Here is a 16,016-nt window from a genome sequence, read left to right on the forward strand (position 1 = left end):
GAAAAGTGCCCCCGGTTTTCCGCGCCAAACGATGCGCACATTAGAGATGGGGCATCGGATACAACCCAAAAGTGCAATCCACTTTTGGGTCCGATGCTCTAGTAACAATAATCAATGAGTCCTGCGGACAAGTGGGGAGCCTCTCCGGCTCCGCCTTGCCCTCAAGCCTCCTGACCGGTACCAATCCTGTTCCATTGTTTTAGTACCGGACGAAAGACCGAAGCATTGCGGATCGTATCTTTCGCCATAACCCTTCTTTTGACGATCTTCCTGGGGCTGGCTTTACCGTCGTCGAGCTGGGCGGTGGAATCCGTTCGCGTCGACCCGAAGATGAAGGCCATCGACCTCACCCCGGCCATCGAGCGCTACAACTCGGACGGGGACGAGATCCGGATTTCGACCGCGCCGGGGCGCGACGGCATCGTCCGCCGCATCGCCGTGAAGGCCCGCGAGGCCGGCACCCGGCCGGACTGGATCGTCTTCGCGCTCACCAACGACACCGACGAGCAGGTGGACCGCCTCCTGGTCGCTCCGCATTTCCGGCTCACCGGCTCCGGCGTTCTCTGGCCGGACCTCGGCGCGACCCGCATCGCGGCGATCACGGCCAGCCAGGGCATCAGACCCGACCGCGACGACAGCGAGGATGCGGATATCTTCCTCATCACCCTCGATCCGGGAACGACCGTCACCTTCGTGGCGGAGCTGCGCTCCAACAACCTGCCCCAGCTCCATCTCTGGGACGCGGACGCCTACAAGGATCGCGTCAACGGGCTGACCCTCTACAAAGGCATCATCATCGGCATCGCGGGCCTGCTCGCCCTCTTCCTCACCATTGTCTTCGTAGTGAAGGGTGCGCTGATCTTCCCAGCAGCCGCGGCTCTGGCCTGGGCGGTGCTGGCCTATGCCTGTATCGATTTCGGCTTCTTCCAGCGCATCTTCCCCATCACCGAAGCGACGGAACAGATCTATCGCGCCGGTGCCGAGGCGGTGCTCGCGGCGACGCTTCTCGTCTTCCTCTTCGCCTATCTCAATCTCAACCGCTGGCACGTGCGCTACAGCCACGTGACGGCCTTCTGGCTGGTGTTCCTCGGCGCCATGGTGGCGCTCGCCATCGTCGATCCGCCGGTCGCCTCGGGTGTGGCGCGCATATCGATTGCAGCCGTGGCCGGTATCGGCTTCGTGCTCGTGATCTATCTGGCAACGCATGGCTATGACCGCGCGGTCATGCTCGTTCCGACCTGGCTTCTCCTGGTGACCTGGGTGACGGCGGCGAGCTTCACGGTCGTGGGTCAGCTCTCGTCGGATCTCGTCCCCCCGGCCCTCGTCGGCGGGCTCGTTCTGGTGGTCATGCTGATCGGCTTCACGGTCCTGCAGCACGCCTTTGCCGGCGGCGCGTTCACGCGCGGCTTCATGAACGACACGGAACGCCGGGCGCTTGCCCTGACCGGTGCCGGCGATATCGTGTTCGACTGGGATGTGGTTTCCGACAACATCTTCGTCAGCCCGGAGGTCGAGCACCAGCTCGGGCTCAAGCGCGGCTCGCTCGAAGGCCCGGCTTCCGCTTGGCTCGATCTGATCCATCCCTTCGACAAGGACCGCTACCGGCTCGCCCTCGACGCGGTGATCGAGCAGCGTCGCGGCCGCCTGACTCAGGATTTCCGCCTGCGCTCGGCCTCCGGCGCGCATCACTGGTTCCGCCTCAGGGCGCGTCCGGTGATCGGGTCGGACGGCGAGGTGCTGCGCATCGTCGGTACGCTTTCGGACGTGATGGACATCAAGACCGCCGAAGAACGTCTGCTGCACGATGCCGTACACGACAACCTGACGAGCCTGCCGAACCGACAGCTTTTCTACGACCGGCTGGAAGCGGCCCTGACCTTCGCCAGCCAGGATGATTCCCTGCGTCCTACTGTTCTCGTCATCGACATCGACAAGCTGAAGGACGCGAATGCTTCGGCCGGCTATGCGGCCGGCGACTCGGTGCTGCTCACGCTGTCCCGCCGCCTGAGCCGCCTGCTGAAGCCCCAGGATACCCTGGCGCGCATTTCGGGCGACGAATTCGCGATCATCCTGCTCTCCGAGCGCGAACCGGATCGCATCATCTCCTTTGCCGACATGGTCCGGCGCGTCGTGACGACGCCCTTCACCTATGCCGAGCGCGAGATCTTCCTCACTGCCTCCATCGGTATTGCCCTCTACGATCCGCAGATCGCCGCGCGGCGCGAAGAGGTGCTGCGAAATGCCGAGATCGCCATGGCCCATGCAAGGCGCCACGGCGGCGACCGGATCGAGGTCTTCCGGCCCACCATGCGCTCGGATCGCAGCGATCATTTCACGATGGAGACCGACCTTCGCCACGCTCTCGACCGCAACGAGATGAAGGTGCTGTTCAAGCCCATCGTGCGCCTGGAAGATCGGACCATCGCCGGCTTCGAATCCATGCTGCGCTGGGATCACCCGCGTCTCGGTCGCATCGGGCCCGAAGACTTCATGTCGATCGCCGAAGAGACCGGCCTCATCATCAAGCTCAGCGTCTTCCTGCTGGAGCAGACAGGCCGCGAACTCGCCGCGTGGCAGAACGCGCTCGAGGTCGAACCGCCGATCTTCGCCAGCGTCAACATGTCGAGCCAGCATCTGCTGCGCCACGATCTACTCCAGGACGTGAAGACGGTCATCGCCCGCACCGGTGTCATCCCGGGCACGCTCAAGATCGAGATGACCGAGAGCCTCGTGATGGAGAATCCGGAATATTCGGCCCAGATGCTCACGCGCCTGCGCGATCTAGGAGCTGGTCTCTCGCTCGACGATTTCGGAACGGGCTATTCCGCCCTCTCCTACCTGCAGCGCTTCCCCTTCGACACGATCAAGGTGGATGAATCCTTCGTGCGCCTGATGGCCTCCGGGAAACCGGTCATCCTGCGCTCCATCGTCAAGATGGCGCATGAACTCGGCATGGCGATTGTGGCTGAAGGAGCGGAGAGCGAATCGGAAGCCATCGAGCTCTACCAGCTCGGCTGCGAATATGCGCAGGGTCCCGTCTTCGGAGAGCCGATGTCGACGCTGCAGGCCCGCCAGCTCGTCGGCGCAGCCCCGGCCGCGGCCTAAGTCATCAATATTCAGGCGTGGCCGGTTTCCATGGACAGCATGGCCGGCTCGATCCCGATCCCGCGCAGGGCCATCTCGTAACGCAGATCGGCGGCGGTGTTGAAGATCAGCTCCGCATCGGCCGGGCAGTTGAGCCAGCCATTGGCCTGAAGCTCCATCTCGAGCTGCCCGGCGCCCCAGCCGGCGTAGCCCAGCGCCAGCACTGCCTTCTCCGGCCCGTCACCGCGGGCGATGGCGCGCAGGATGTCGATGGTCGCGGTCAAGCAGATGCTGTCATCGATAGGCAGGGTCGACTGGGCAAGGTGGAAATCCGGGGAATGGAGGACGAAGCCCCGGCTCGTCTCCACGGGCCCGCCCATCAGCACCTGCATGTTGCCCACCTTCTGTGGCAGCCGGATCCGTTCCGGTTCGGGAAGGATCTCGAGCTGCACCAGCAGATCCGGCATGTTCAGATTGGCGGCAGGCCGGTTGAGGACGATCCCCATCGCCCCTTCCGCCGAATGAGCGCAGATATAGATGACCGATCGCGCGAAGCGCTCGTCCATCATGCCCGGCATGGCGACGAGGACCTGCCCGTCCAGGTAAGGGGATTCGGTATCGTAGGGAGGAAGCTGCGAGCCCATATCCTAAATTCTGCCTTGCCGGACGCACCGCCCAATCACAGGATCGTGGATGGCGGGCCCGAAGATAAATGCATAAGGGAAGCGCGTCAGGGAGGTGTCAGTTCCATGGCATTCATGCTCCGCGCCATTTCGGCTGCGATTTTTTTGATTTTGTCCTTTACCGCGATTGCCGCGCAACCCCTCAACCCGTCCGCTGCGTCCCAGGGCTTCAATTCCCGCGCCCGCCTGATCTCGGGCGGTGAGCAAGGCGAGGTATGGCTCGCCGGCATCGAGATCACCCTCGACAAGGGGTTCAAGACCTATTGGCGCAACCCGGGCGATTCCGGCCTGCCGCCCCGATTCGACTGGTCGGGGTCCGAGAACGTGGCCAGCACCGAGGTCCGCTATCCTGCCCCCTACCGGCACATGGATGCCGCGGGCGTCGCCTATGTCTACGGTAAGAAAGTCGTGCTGCCGGTTCTCGTGAAGGCCAAGGAGAAGGACAAGCCGGTCAAGCTTGTCCTTTCCGCCGAATACGGGGTCTGCAAGGATATCTGCATCCCGGCCCGCGCCGATCTGACCCTGGACCTGACCAAGGACGGCCCGGAACGCAGCGCCATCGAAGCCGCTCTGGCGAAGGTGCCGCGCCCGCAGGCGCTGGGCGCGCAGGCCGATTTGTCCGTCCTCTCCGTCGAGCCCGTGACCCAGGACAAGCCCGCCTATTCCGTCACGGTGCGCGCTCCGGGGGGCATGAAACCTTCCCTCTTCGCCGAGGGTCCGGAGAGCTGGTATCTCTCGACTTCCCTGCCCGATGATGCGAACCGCTTTACCGTGACCGTGGAGGAAAAGCCCAAGGATGCTTCAGGCCCGGTTCCCCTTCGCCTGACTCTGGTGGCCGGTGACAAGTCCGTCGAGACGGAGATCAGCCTCGACGGCAACGGCCAGCCGCGCTAGGGAAGAGGCATTACGGCATCCCTTCGGAGTACTAAGCCCATGCCCATCCAGGTTGGAGAACGCCTTCCCCAGGTCACCTTCCGCATCATGACGCCGGACGGACCCGTGGCCAAAACTACCGACGATCTGTTCAAGGGCCGCAAGGTGGTTCTCGTCGCCGTGCCCGGCGCCTTCACCCCGACCTGCCATCGCAATCACCTGCCGGGCTACGTGCAGAAGAAGGACGAGATCAAGGCCAAGGGCGTGGATTCCATCCTGGTGACCTCGGTCAACGACGTCTTCGTTCTGGAAGCCTGGGGCAAGGCCTCCAGCGCCGAGGGCATCGAGTTTCTGTCCGACGGCAATGCCGATTTCGCCAAGGCCATCGGCCTGTCCATGGACGGCTCGGGATTCGGCCTCGGCACGCGCTCGCAGCGCTATTCCATGGTCGTCGACGACGGTGTGGTGAAAGCGGTCAATGTGGAGGATGCACCCTCCAAGGCGCAGCATTCCGGCGCCGAGAACATCATGAAGGATCTTTGATCCTTCGCGTTAAGAAACCAGAGGGCTAAGCTCTCGCCCTCTGGCCCTGCTTCTTGAAGGGCTTCATCGCCGCAACGGCGAGTTCATCGACGCGGATATTGGTCGGATCGTCCGCGTGACCCTTCACCCAGTGCCAAGCGACATCATGCCGTGACGCGGCTTCGTCGAGTTCCCGCCACAGATCCTCGTTCTTCACCGGCTTGTTGTCGGCGGTGCGCCAGCCGCGCCGCTTCCAATTGTGCATCCATTGCGTGATGCCCTGGCGCACATATTGCGAATCCGTGAACAGATCGACGGCGCAGGACCGCTTGAGGGCGTTCAAACCCTCGATGGCGGCGCGAATTTCCATGCGGTTGTTGGTGGTGTGAGCCTCCCCGCCGGAGATCTCCTTCTCGCTGCCCTTGAAGAACAGGATCGCGCCCCAGCCGCCCGGCCCGGGATTTCCCGAGCAAGCGCCGTCCGTGTAGATCATCACGCGCTCCGGGCCGCTCATGCTTCGAGTCCGTATTCGCGGGCGTGTTTCACATGGCGGTGGAAGTTGAGCTTGCGGTCGTATTCCAACGGATCCTTCGGCTTCACCAGCGCACCCGGCGGCACGTTGAGCCAGTCCACGAGGCGCGTCAGCATGAAGCGCATGGCCGAACCGCGGCAGAGGGTCGGTAGGGCCTCGACTTCTTGCGGCTCGAGCCGGCGCACGGATTGGTAGCCCGCCAGCATTGCCCTACCCTTGGTGAGGTTGAACGAGGCATCGATCTCGAAGCACCATGCGTTGAGGCAGATGGCGACGTCGTAGGCGAAGGCATCTGTGCAGGCGAAATAGAAATCGATCAGCCCCGACACTTCGGCGCCGATGAAGAACACGTTGTCGGTGAACAGATCCGCGTGGATGATGCCGGAGGGCAGGTCGCGCGGCCAGGACTCGTGCAGACTTGCAAGCTCCCGCCGCGTGCGCTCGGCGAGGCCGGGCGACACCGTGTCGGCCTGGGCCTCGGCCTGTGCGAAGAGCGGCGCCCAGGCCTCGAGTGAAAGCGCATTGGGCCGCTGCATGGCGAAATCCTGTCCAGCGAGGTGCAGTTTCGCGAGCGCTGCGCCAAGCGCCCCGCAATGCTGCGCCGTGGGACGGCGGACCGCGATGCCTTCGAGAAACGTGATGATCACGGCAGGCCGCCCAGCCACGCGACCGAGAGGCTCGCCCCGGCGGTTGTTGACCGGTAGCGGACAGTTGAGTCCCTTCAGGGCCAGATGCTGCATCAGGCCGAGGAAGAAGGGCAGATCGTCCTCCCGCACCCGCTTCTCGTAGAGGGTGAGGATGTAGGAGCCCTTCGTGGTGTGGAGGAAATAATTGGTGTTCTCCACGCCCTCGGCGATGCCCTTGTAGGACAGCACCGTGCCGATATCGTAGGTTTCGAGGAAGGCCGAGAGCTCCTCGTCGCTGACTTCCGTATAGACTGCCACCGCTTACTCCGCCGCCTGCTCACGAAGCTCGCGAGGCAAAGGAAAGAACACGCTCTCATCCGCCGTCGACACGCTCTCGACCGAGACCTCGTAGCGCTCGGCGAAGGCGTCGATGATCTCCTCGACGAGGATCTCGGGCGCGGAAGCGCCGGCGGTGATGCCGAGGCTGCGGACATTGCCGAAGAGAGACCAGTCGATGTCCTCGGCGCGCAGGATCAGCCGCACCAGGGGACAGCCCTCCCGCTCGGCGACCTCGCGCAGACGTTGCGAATTGGAGGAGTTGGGCGAGCCCACCACGATCATGGCGTCCACCTGGGGCGCCACGCGCTTGACCGCCCCCTGGCGGTTCGTGGTGGCGTAGCAGATGTCTTCCTTGTGCGGCCCGACGATGGAGGGGAACCGTTCCTTCAGCGCGTCCACCATGTCCTGGGTGTCGTCGACGGAAAGGGTCGTCTGGGTGACGAAGGCGAGATTGTCGGGATGGGCGGGCTCCAGCCGGGCGATGTCGTCCACGGTCTCGACCAGGGTAGCCGCCCCTTCGGGCAATTGCCCCATGGTGCCGATCACCTCCGGGTGGCCCGCATGACCGATCAGGATGATGTGACGGCCGCGCTTGTGGTGGACCTGCGCCTCCCGATGCACCTTGGTCACCAAAGGACAGGTGGCGTCGATCCCGAAGAGGTTGCGGGCCTGCGCGGCCTCCGGCACGGACTTGGGGACCCCGTGGGCCGAGAAGATCACCGGAGCCTTCGTGTCGGGCACCTCGTCGAGTTCTCGGACGAAGACAGCGCCCTTCCGCTTCAGGTTTTCCACGACATATTTGTTGTGCACGATCTCGTGGCGCACGTAGACCGGCGCCCCATGAATCGCGAGCGCCTTCTCGACCGCATCGATGGCACGCACGACCCCGGCGCAGAAGCCACGCGGGGCACAGAGCAGGATGTCGAGAGAAGGCTTCGTCATGATCTGGCGATGTGGCGAGACGAGACCCCTCCTGTCAAGCGGGAGCGACGCAGTTTCGCGGCGGGAATGGCCTCGAGAAACGCCCTTTTCCCTCCCCCTTGCGGGGAGGGATTGAGGGTGGGGGTCGTAAAGTCAGAGCATTGAGCTGGATAATCGCTGGCGATGCTTTCCCATACCACGTCATCACCGGCCTTGTGCCGGTGATCCCGATTGTGTGAAGCAAAGCGCTTTTCAGCATCGTCATGGCCGGGACGGGCCCGGCCATGACGGGAAGGGTTTCACCCGGTCGGACCACCCCTACCCCTCCCCGCAAGGGGGAGGGAATGCGCTTGCCATTCCCAACCTTGTGCGATGAGGCACGAAGCGGAGCTATTCTGGTCAAGAAATGCTCGCTCTTGCCCTTAAGAATCCCTAGATAAGGTGAAACAGCCCTTCATTTCCCCTGATCGCTCATGACCTCCACCGCTTCCCACGTCAGCTTCCTTCCACCCATCCTGACCTTCTGCGGAGCGGCCGTTGTTGCCGTGCCTATTTTCCGCCTTCTGGGTCTGAGTGCCGTCCTGGGCTATCTTGCCGCCGGTGTCGCCATCGGCCCGTCGGGCCTGAGCTTGGTGGAGGACCCGCAGACTATCGCGACGGTCGCGGAACTGGGTGTGGTGCTGCTCCTGTTCATCATCGGCCTTGAGCTCAAGCTGTCTCATCTTCTGGAGATGAAAGGGGACATCTTTGGCCTGGGGTTCGCCCAGATGGCCGTGACGACCCTCTGTCTCGGCGCAGCGGCCTATGCCATCGGCTTCTCCCCTAATGCCTCCTTCGTCACAGGTGTCGCCGTCGCGCTTTCGGCCACGGCCATTGCCTTGCAGATGCTGGGCGAGAGGAACGATCTGCAGACGCCTTACGGCCAGCGCTCCTTCGCGATCCTGCTGTTCCAGGATCTGTCTGTCGTCCCGCTTCTTGCCATCCTGCCGCTTCTGGCCTCTGGCGCGGCAACGGAGCAAGGCTCCCTCATGGACCGCCTCCTGTCGGTTGGCGAAGCGATCCTCGGCATCGCGGTCGTTGTGCTGATCGGCCGCTATGGGCTCAATCCCTTCTTCCGCATCCTCGCCCGCAGCGGCGCCCGTGAGGTGATGACGGCCTCTGCGCTCCTCGTGGTTCTCGGCGCCGCCCTGCTGATGCAGGAGGTCGGGCTTTCCATGGCCATGGGCGCCTTCCTGGCCGGGCTGCTGCTCGCCGAATCGAATTTCCGCCACCAGCTCGAAGCCGATATCGAGCCCTTCCGCGGCATGCTGCTCGGCCTGTTCTTCATGAGCGTGGGCATGTCGATCGATCTTGCCCTCGTTCGCGAGCAATGGCTACTGCTGCTCATTGCAGCGCCTGCCGTCGTTCTCGGCAAAACCCTCCTCATCACCGTTCTGTCGAAGCTGTTCGGCGCGAGCTGGCGCGACGGCCTGCGCTCGGGAACGCTGTTGTGCACGGCAGGTGAATTCGCCTTCGTCCTTCTCCCTGTCGCAACGGCGCTCGGCCTCATGTCTCCTGCCGAGGCGCAGCCGGTCACGGCGCTCGCCGCCATCACCATGCTGCTCGGCCCGCTCCTGTCGACCTTTGTCGAGACGATGGTCGCCAATCGGGGCGAGAGCGAGGAGCAAGCGGACGTGCAGGGACTTGCAGGTCATGAAGGCGAACTCGAAAGCCGCGTTCTCGTGATCGGCTTCGGCCGGTTCGGGCAGATCGTGAACCAGGTTCTGCTGGCACGGGGCATCGAAGCGACCGTGATCGACAAGGATGTCGAGCGTATCCGCGATGCGGGGCGCTTCGGGCTCCAGGTCTATTACGGCGACGGAACCCGCCTCGACGTGCTGCGCGCGGCCGGCGCAGAGAAGGCCGAGATGATCTGCATCTGCATCGACGATCAGGAAGCGATGATGAAGATCATCGAAATCATCCATGAGAACTTCAAGAATGCCCGCAGCTTCGTGCGCGCCTTCGATCGCATCCATGCGATCGAACTGATGAATCACGATGTCGACTACCAGATCCGCGAGGTCTTCGAATCCGCCATCGTGTTCGGGCGTGCGGCGCTCGAGGAACTCGGGACCGAGCCGGAGGCGGCCGCAGCGGCGGCCAACGACGTGCGCAAACGCGATATCGCACGCCTCATTCTGCAAAAGGAAGTCGGCACCATGGGCGGTGCCGAGCTCGTGGTCGGCGCCAAGATCACTCCGGAGCCGCTCACTGTTCCCACGAGCAGAGCGAGAGCCCTCAGCCCGGAGACGCGGGACATCCTCGGCGAAGGCGTGTCGTGATGGATGCTCAACCTTCGGAGCAAAAGACCGATGCGGTGAGCGCGCCCCCACGTTTCGTGGTCGGCTCCACCATGCGCCACGTCCTCGTCATGACAGGGACGGGAGCAGCCGGTCTCGTTGCGATCTTCATCGTCGATCTCGTATCGCTCCTCTACATTTCCTGGCTCAATGATCCGAGCCTGACGGCCGGCGTCGGCCTCGCCACGGTCGTGATGTTCTTCACGGTATCGATCAATGTGGGCCTGATGATTCCCATCGGAGCGCTCGTCTCGCGCGCTCTTGGCGCGCGACGACCCGACGATGCGCGCCGATTGGCAACCTCCTGCAGCCTTCTCATGGCGGCGGTTGCGGCCGTGGTCAGCCTGATCATTCTGCCTCTGCTCCCGCTGATCCTGAGCACGATCGGCGCACGTGACGATGCCTATGAAGTCGCGAAAGCCTTTCTCTGGATCGCATTGCCGACGAACATCTTCATGGCCATCGGCATGGCATTCTCCACGGTCTTGCGTGCCGCAGGCGATGCCAAGCGCAGCATGTATGCCACCCTGTCGGTGGCGGCCGTCACTGTTGTCCTCGATCCGATTCTTATTTTCGGATTGGGCCTAAAGGCCAACGGTGCGGCGCTCACCATCAACATCGCGCGCGTCGCCTATGTCTATGTGAGCTTCCTGTATCTCACCCGTGCTCACAACCTTCTGGCTCGACCGGATTGGAAAGCGATGGCCGCCGATGCGCGGTCGTTCTTCGCCATCGCGGTTCCGGCCATCCTCACCAATATCGCCGCTCCCGTTGCCAACGCCTTCTTCACGGGCGTGATGGCGCAGTTCGGCGACCAGGCGATTGCGGCTTCTGCCATCATCGACCGGGTTACGCCTGTCGCCTTCGCCGGCGTCTTTGCGCTCGCCGGCGCCATCGGCCCCGTGCTCGGGCAGAACTGGGGAGCACAGCGTTATGACCGCATGAAGCAGACGCTCAAGGACGCGCTGACCTTCACAATCGTCTATGTCAGCACCGTGTGGCTCATCCTGTTCCTCGTGCAGGTTCCGCTCACGCAGGCTTTCAACGCGCCACCGGAAACGGCCGAGATCGTCCAGGTCTTTTGCCAGCTCAGCGGCTTCATCTGGTTTTTCATCAGTCTCGTCTTCGTGGCGAATGCCTCGTTCAACAACCTTGGCTATCCCCTGCTCTCCACCTTCTTCAACTGGGGCCGGGCGACGCTCGGCATGATTCCCTTCGCCTATTTCGGTGCACAGATCGGTGGCCCCAAGGGAGCGCTTGTGGGGATCGGCGCCGGATCGGTGGTGTTCGGGATCGCCGCGGTCATCACTGCGTTCTGGACAATTCGGCGTTTGGAGAGGCAAGCTGTTTCAGCCGTGTAAGAATTCAGCCGTAGCGTATCGCATTCAAGGAGGCTGCCATGTTCAACTGGTTCGATCTGATGCGCCAAGCCCAGACCAGTGCAGCCCTGGCCTCTGTCGCGCAGCAATTTAACCTTTCAGGCGATCAGACGCAGAAGACTATGGCGGCCTTCATGCCGGCCTTCGCCATGGGGCTCCAGCACGCCACCGCCTCCAACGACCCAGCCCGCCTTTTCCAATCCATGATGACCGGCGCCTATCAGAATTTCTGGCAATCGGCCGGCAACTCTTTCTCGCAGCAAGCACAGCAGGAAGGCCGACGGTTGCTGGACCAGCTCTTCGGCTCCGATGAGATCAGCCGTCGCGTCGCCCATCAGGCTGCCGACTATGCCGGCATCAGTACCGAGACCATGCAGCAATTGCTGCCGATCCTCGCCGGCATCATGGCCGGAGGCATGGCGCATTGGATGACTGCGCACGCGCACGCCATCCAGTCCTTCGCAGCCTCGAAGGACAATATCAAGGACAAGCCTGAGAGCCCCAATCCTTGGGCGGATCTCTGGGCCGGATGGATGACCGCAACGGCGCCCGAGAAAAAGCATGCCAATCCGTTCGAGGACATGATGGCGAGCGTTCTGAAAGTGACGCCTCCGCAGGCGCCGGAAGAAGAATCCCTCCCTTCGCCGTCATTCGATGAGATGATAGAAAAGGGACGCGAGATGCAGTTGCAATATCTCGCGTCCCTTCAATCGATCTTCAGCGATGCCTGGCAGGGCCAGGGCAAGAAGGTTTAGGCGCAGCGCTTGACCGGGCTCACCATTGAAACCACGGGTCGGACCTGCCGGGCGGATTGATCCGGCCTTTCGGCACGGGAATGTCGCTCCGTATTTCGAACCAACACCCATGACGGATTGCGCGTAAGCGGCTCGTCGAGCGCACTCGTCACATCACTGCGCGTCAATCCGATATCCGCGAGCATCCGATCGTCGAACTCGGCGAGATTCTTGACCTCTCGGCGGTGCTGCAGGGCTTTGACGAGATTCGAGAGCGCACGGGTGAACACACCCAGAGTAGCCATTCCTGAGAAGGTCATCGTCGATAATGCAGACCGGTTCATCGGGGGTCTCCTTGGCTCTCACATTCGATCTATCGCCGTTGGAACGACCGTTTCAGCCGTTCCAGCGGGCGTTCCAAGCGTTCCATGGAACGTTCTATCGGATATAGAATCTGCAACTAATTGAATTTGTTACACATTTTATATCCCGAAAATCTTGTACCACAGCTTATTCCATCACTTGAAACGATTGTTTGAGATATGTATCATCATGATTATTGATGACGAGGCTAAACGCCATGCACCTGCTCGACATTGACCAGCTTCGGACCTTCGTGGCGATTGCGGATACCGGGTCGTTCACCCGCGCGGCGGAGATCGTGCACAAGACGCAGAGCGCGGTCTCCATGCAGATGAAGCGGCTGGAGGATCGCGTCGGCAAGGCGATCTTCGAGCGCGACGGACGCCTGTCGAAGCTCACCGACGAGGGCGAGCGCCTGCTCGACTATGCCCGCCGGATCGTGCGCTTGAACGCCGAATGCATGGCGTCCTTCAACGAGCACGAGCTCACCGGCCGCGTGCGCCTCGGCCTCCCCGACGATTACGCCGACCGCTACCTGCCCGAGATCCTGGCGCGCTTCTCGCGCTCCAACCCGAAGGCCGAGGTGACGGTGATGTGCGAGCCGACGACGAACCTGATCGAGCGCATCCAGCACGGGGATCTCGATCTCGCGATCATCACCCATGTGGACCGGCGCGGCCCCTCCGAGATCGTGCGCATCGAGCAGCTGCTGTGGGTCACCTCCGCGCGCCACGGGGTGCATGAGGAGAGCCCGATTCCGCTGGCGCTCGGCCGCCCGAGCTGCGACTGGCGCCACTCGGCCACGGAGGTGCTGGAGAGCGCCGACCGGCCCTTCCGCATCGCCTATGTGAGCTGGCATTCCACCGCGGTGGGCGCGGCGGTCATGGCGGGCCTCGCCGTCTCCGTGCTGCCCGAGAGCGCGGTGCGCCCCGGCATGCGGATTCTCGGCCCGTCGGACGGCTTCCCGGCCCTGCCCTCGTGCAAGATCGGCCTGATCCGCGCCCGCGGCGAGGAGAATCCGCTCGCCGACGCTTTAGGCTTTCACATCAAGCAGTCGCTCGACAACCTGGGCTCGACCCGCACGATGGCGCCGCTGGCCGCGGAGTAATTACGCTTTCGCAGCAGGCCTGCGCAGCACGAGCACGTTGCCGAGAAGCGCCAGCACGACGCCGATCACGGCAAGCGGCGTCCACACATAGCCCTCGATCAGGGTCGAAACGGTGAGCGCCACAATGGGAAACAGCACCGTGGCATAGCCCGCCCGCGCGGCCCCAAGACGCCGCAGCAGGGTGAGATACGACATGAAGGCCAGCACCGACGCGCCGACGGCGAGATACAGAAGCGAGCCAATATATTTCAGCGTCGGCTCGATGATGAATACGTTGCCGCGCAACAGGTTCAGCGCCAGCAGCACCGCGCAGCCATAGGTCATGCCCCAGGCGGTGGCGGAGAGAAGCGGCACGCCCCGGCGCTGCACCACCGTCGAGATCATGTTGCCCGAGCAGAAGAACAAAGTGCCGAGCACGCAGAGGCCCAGGCCTTTCAGCGCCGCCGCGTTGAAGCCCGCGCCCGCGATCTCCGGCCAGAACAGCAGGCCGATGCCCACCACGCCGATCGCGCCGCCGAGCGCCACCCGCGGCTCGACCGTCTGGCGGAAGATCAGGAAGCTTAAAGCGAGATTGAACACGGAGGCGAGCGAGAACACCACCGAGAGCAGTCCCGACGGCACGCTCAAACCGCCGTAATAGAACGACAGGAAGTTGAACGAGAACAGGCAGCAGCCCACCGCCATGAAGCGCAGATGATCGGCCAGCGGAAAGCGCACCCGGTGCCCGGTGGCAAGCACCCAAGCCCACATGAGCGCGGCCGCGAGCAGGAAGCGCCACAGCACCGACATCTCCGGTGCCACCACCCCGAGCTGCGCCCGGATCCCGATCCAGCTCACGCCCCACAGGAACACGGTGGCCACATAGAGGCCAAGGGTCGTCCCGTCGATTCCCTTCAGGTTCGGCGCGGGCATGGCGGCGCTGGCGTGACTCATGGTGTTTCGTAGTCCTGTTGAAGCAACCGGGATACGCCCGCCGAGGCATCAGCACAAATGATGAAAACTGATCGATTTCCGTTGGAACGGTGATGAAACGTTCCAAGGCGGCCCGTCCCTGGAACGCCCCTGGAACGCCTTGGAGCGCCTTGGAACGCGCCGTTTCAGGCGTTCCAGGGAGCGAGTCGCTACAGTGAGCGGAAGCAGCACCCCGCCTGAGGCGCCCTCCGGTCTTGTCGCATCATCGCAACTCTGTACCATATGACGATCGCGGCGCGATGAGTTCATGCCCTATTATGTCTATCTCCTTGCGAGCCGTCGCTATGGCACGCTCTACCTGGGCGTGACGAACAATCTCGCGCGCCGACTTGATGAGCACCAGCGCAAGCTCATTCCCGGCTTCTCCGCCCGCTACGATGTCTCCCGGCTCGTCTGGTACGAGGTACACGAGCGGATCGACGAAGCCATTGCCCGGGAGAAAAGCCTCAAGAAATGGCGCCGCGATTGGAAAATCGCGCTGATCGAGGAGATGAACCCGGACTGGTCGGATCTGGGTCTCAGCCTGAACCGGTAAAAGGATCATCTGCCCCCTCCGTCATTCCGGGGCCGCGCAGCGGAACCCGGAACCCATAACCACCAAGGGTTCAGAACGAAACGCACGGCCAGTCGCATCATTTTCGAAGCGTCGTGTTTATGGGTTCCGGGTTCGGCTCATACGAGCCGCCCCGGAATGACGGACGCGCACTCCCATGCGCTGGAGCCCAACCTTGACCATTCCCACCGGCCCACCATATTGTTCCTATTTTGTTCTAGTCATTTCAAAGAGCCGATTGCCATGACGTTCCCGCCCTCCTCTCCCACCCAGTCCGGTCCCGGAAGCGCCGCCGCGCGGTTTCGGGAGAAGCTGTCGCCGGAGCAGATCGCCCTCATGCGCGACTGGGTCGAAGGCACCCCCTGGCCGTTCAAGACCATCGGGAAGGAGCTCGGGGTCTCGGCCTCCACCATCTCCCGCTATGCCAAGGAAGGCGGCTGGAAGCGCCCCGAGAACGCGGCCCCGACGCCGCAGATTCTGCGGCCAAACCCGGAACCGGCGCACCAGCGAAACCCCCCGCCTCCTCCCCCGCCGCCGGGAGTGCGGCGCGAGCAGATCGTCGAGAGGCTCTGGACCCTCGCGGAGCGCCACGCCGCGATCCTGGAGACCCAGCCCATCGAGCGCGCCCAGCGCTCCATCCAGCCGCTGGCCCGCCTCACCCGCACACTCGGCGAGATGGACAAGCACGTCCGCACGCCTCTCCCCGCTTACGAATATGAGATCGACGCCCCCAAACCCCGCCGCTCCCTCCACGAGCTGCGTGACGAACTCTTTGCCCATCTCGAACGCATCAACCGCGAGGAAGGCTATGGCTGGGAGGTGCGGGAATGGTGGTTCAGCGATGGCGGAGGGATTTAGAAGTAGTCGCCCCTGAATAATGCGGCTGCACGAGGCTGGCGCTGGATTTCAGGCGACCTGAGAAGTATCCGATTGCGCAGATGAACTGATCAGGGCTGCCAGGAGCCAGGCGACAAAAAGCCTGAGC

The 16,016-nt window shown here is 63.2% G+C and carries 15 protein-coding genes; 9 read left to right on the forward strand and 6 right to left on the reverse strand.

The window, feature by feature from the left end; translation table 11 throughout:
- Positions 1-225: 225 nt before the first annotated feature.
- Positions 226-3,105 (forward strand): EAL domain-containing protein, encoded by a 2,880-nt coding sequence (locus tag ACS5Q1_RS06620; protein WP_473097421.1) that lies wholly within the window; start codon positions 226-228, stop codon positions 3,103-3,105.
- Between the two features lie 11 nt (positions 3,106-3,116).
- Here ACS5Q1_RS06620 and ACS5Q1_RS06625 read toward each other — a convergent pair whose 3' ends face one another.
- Positions 3,117-3,728: a YqgE/AlgH family protein gene (locus tag ACS5Q1_RS06625; RefSeq protein ID WP_473097422.1), complete on the reverse strand. Its 612-nt coding sequence runs from the start codon at positions 3,726-3,728 to the stop codon at positions 3,117-3,119.
- A gap of 105 nt (positions 3,729-3,833) precedes the next feature.
- Between ACS5Q1_RS06625 and ACS5Q1_RS06630 the strand changes: the two genes are divergently transcribed.
- Together ACS5Q1_RS06630 and ACS5Q1_RS06635 are read left to right on the forward strand one after the other, a co-directional pair.
- Entirely contained in the window at positions 3,834-4,661 is an 828-nt protein-coding gene (locus ACS5Q1_RS06630; protein WP_473097423.1) for a protein-disulfide reductase DsbD domain-containing protein, read from the forward strand.
- A 39-nt stretch (positions 4,662-4,700) separates the two neighbouring features.
- Positions 4,701-5,183 (forward strand): peroxiredoxin, encoded by a 483-nt coding sequence (locus tag ACS5Q1_RS06635; protein WP_203440741.1) that lies wholly within the window; start codon positions 4,701-4,703, stop codon positions 5,181-5,183.
- 25 nt (positions 5,184-5,208) lie between these two features.
- On the opposite strand, the gene rnhA is transcribed toward ACS5Q1_RS06635, so the two are convergent.
- Genes rnhA through ispH form a run of 3 tightly spaced genes read right to left on the reverse strand, consistent with a single transcriptional unit; the run spans position 5,209 to position 7,601 of the window.
- Positions 5,209-5,676, reverse strand: coding sequence for a ribonuclease HI (rnhA, locus tag ACS5Q1_RS06640; RefSeq protein ID WP_473097424.1), 468 nt, complete (start codon positions 5,674-5,676; stop codon positions 5,209-5,211).
- Positions 5,673-6,638, reverse strand: coding sequence for a homoserine kinase (locus tag ACS5Q1_RS06645; RefSeq protein WP_473097425.1), 966 nt, complete (start codon positions 6,636-6,638; stop codon positions 5,673-5,675). Before ACS5Q1_RS06645 ends, rnhA begins: the two co-directional genes overlap by 4 nt.
- A 3-nt stretch (positions 6,639-6,641) precedes the next feature.
- Complete coding sequence (ispH, locus tag ACS5Q1_RS06650; RefSeq protein ID WP_473097426.1) at positions 6,642-7,601, reverse strand: 4-hydroxy-3-methylbut-2-enyl diphosphate reductase; 960 nt, start codon at positions 7,599-7,601, stop codon at positions 6,642-6,644.
- Between the two features lie 452 nt (positions 7,602-8,053).
- Between ispH and ACS5Q1_RS06655 the strand changes: the two genes are divergently transcribed.
- The 3 genes from ACS5Q1_RS06655 to ACS5Q1_RS06665 are packed head-to-tail and all read left to right on the forward strand — an operon-like array spanning position 8,054 to position 12,056.
- Positions 8,054-9,904 (forward strand): monovalent cation:proton antiporter-2 (CPA2) family protein, encoded by a 1,851-nt coding sequence (locus ACS5Q1_RS06655; protein WP_473097427.1) that lies wholly within the window; start codon positions 8,054-8,056, stop codon positions 9,902-9,904.
- Positions 9,904-11,283, forward strand: a complete 1,380-nt coding sequence (locus tag ACS5Q1_RS06660; RefSeq protein ID WP_473097428.1) for an MATE family efflux transporter — start codon at positions 9,904-9,906, stop codon at positions 11,281-11,283. Before ACS5Q1_RS06655 ends, ACS5Q1_RS06660 begins: the two co-directional genes overlap by 1 nt.
- Before the next feature lie 38 nt (positions 11,284-11,321).
- Positions 11,322-12,056, forward strand: coding sequence for a DUF937 domain-containing protein (locus ACS5Q1_RS06665; protein WP_473097429.1), 735 nt, complete (start codon positions 11,322-11,324; stop codon positions 12,054-12,056).
- On the opposite strand, the gene ACS5Q1_RS06670 is transcribed toward ACS5Q1_RS06665, so the two are convergent.
- Entirely contained in the window at positions 12,053-12,379 is a 327-nt protein-coding gene (locus tag ACS5Q1_RS06670; RefSeq protein ID WP_473097430.1) for a DUF1127 domain-containing protein, read from the reverse strand. The genes ACS5Q1_RS06665 and ACS5Q1_RS06670 overlap by 4 nt on opposite strands.
- A 236-nt stretch (positions 12,380-12,615) precedes the next feature.
- Between ACS5Q1_RS06670 and ACS5Q1_RS06675 the strand changes: the two genes are divergently transcribed.
- On the forward strand, positions 12,616-13,506 hold the full coding sequence (locus ACS5Q1_RS06675; RefSeq protein WP_473097431.1) for a LysR substrate-binding domain-containing protein: 891 nt from the start codon (positions 12,616-12,618) through the stop codon (positions 13,504-13,506).
- Here ACS5Q1_RS06675 and ACS5Q1_RS06680 read toward each other — a convergent pair whose 3' ends face one another.
- A complete protein-coding gene (locus ACS5Q1_RS06680) occupies positions 13,507-14,439 on the reverse strand; it encodes a DMT family transporter (RefSeq protein ID WP_473097432.1) in 933 nt (310 codons plus the stop codon).
- 286 nt (positions 14,440-14,725) lie between these two features.
- On the opposite strand from ACS5Q1_RS06680, the gene ACS5Q1_RS06685 reads away from it, so the two are divergent.
- A complete protein-coding gene (locus ACS5Q1_RS06685) occupies positions 14,726-15,013 on the forward strand; it encodes a GIY-YIG nuclease family protein (protein ID WP_203440750.1) in 288 nt (95 codons plus the stop codon).
- Positions 15,014-15,274: 261 nt separating this feature from the next.
- Positions 15,275-15,889, forward strand: coding sequence for a hypothetical protein (locus tag ACS5Q1_RS06690; RefSeq protein ID WP_473097433.1), 615 nt, complete (start codon positions 15,275-15,277; stop codon positions 15,887-15,889).
- Positions 15,890-16,016 lie beyond the last annotated feature (127 nt).

This window comes from Microvirga sp. GN3 (assembly GCF_055792825.1).